A 1034-nucleotide genomic window follows, 5' to 3' on the forward strand; every position below is an offset into this window, starting at 1 on the left:
GACCTCGTTGGCGACGAGCGTCGCGCCACGCTGCGCGGCGAGCGCGCCGAGCAGCGCGGCCTTGCCGCCGGGCCCGGCGCACAGGTCGAGCCACCTCTCCCCCGCGCCGTCGACGACCGCGTGGCCGTCGGCGCGCACGTCGGGCGCCGCGGGCATCCCGTCGAGCGGGACCTCGGCGAGGGCGAGCGCCACGAGCTGGCTCCCCTCGTCCTGGACCCCGACGCGCCCGTCCCGGACCCCGGGCACGTCGGCCGGGTCGCCGCCCGCCAGCACGAGGGCCGTCGGCGTCCACCGGCCGGGCTCGGCCGACGGCGCGGTCCCGAGCACATCGTCGCGGTCGGCGAGACCCGGGCGCACGACGAGCGTCACGGCGGGCGACGCGTTGTCCGCCGCGAGCAGGTCGTCGAGCTCGTCCGCGTCCCTGCCGTCGGCGGCGAGCGCCTGCCGCAGCGCGCGCGCGACCCAGCCCGGGTGGCTGTGCACCGCGGCCGATCGGTCGACCGGGTCGTCGCCCGCCGCGTCGGCCACACGCTCGAGCCAGGTCTCGGGTGGTTCGCCTGCGACGTTGCGGAGCACGGCGTTGACGAACTGCGCCGGGCCGACGCCGATCCGCCCGCGCACGAGGCCGACCGTCATGGAGACGGCCGCGTGGGCGGGGACGCGCATCGAGAGCAGCTGGTGGACACCGAGCCGGAGGGCGTCGAGCACGGGCGGGTCGATCGCCGAGGCGGGTCGGCGCGCGGCGATCTCGACGACGGCGTCGTACCGGCCCCGCAGGCGCAGGGTGCCGTAGGCGAGCTCCGTCGCGAACCCGGCGTCCCGGCCGCGGATGCCGCGCTGCCGGAGCAGGGGTGGCAGGACGAGGTTCGCGTAGGAGTCGGACTCGGCGACCTCGCGCAGGACGTCGAACGCCACGAGCCGTGCGGCGTCGCCCGTGCGAGCGCGCTCGGCGGGCGCCTGCGCCGTGCGACCCGCCTCGCCCCCGAGCCGGGCACGACCCCGCTGGCGGCCGGCCGCGTCGCGGTCACCCGTGC

Annotated in this window: 1 protein-coding gene; it reads right to left on the reverse strand. The window is 78.9% G+C overall.

Annotated features, from left to right (window positions below):
- The coding region (locus ICW40_RS20530; RefSeq protein WP_308121948.1) for a transcription antitermination factor NusB at window positions 1-1034 on the reverse strand (1034 nt) is incomplete at both ends.

The organism is Actinotalea ferrariae, from assembly GCF_019733465.1.
GTDB lineage: Bacteria > Actinomycetota > Actinomycetes > Actinomycetales > Cellulomonadaceae > Actinotalea > Actinotalea ferrariae_A.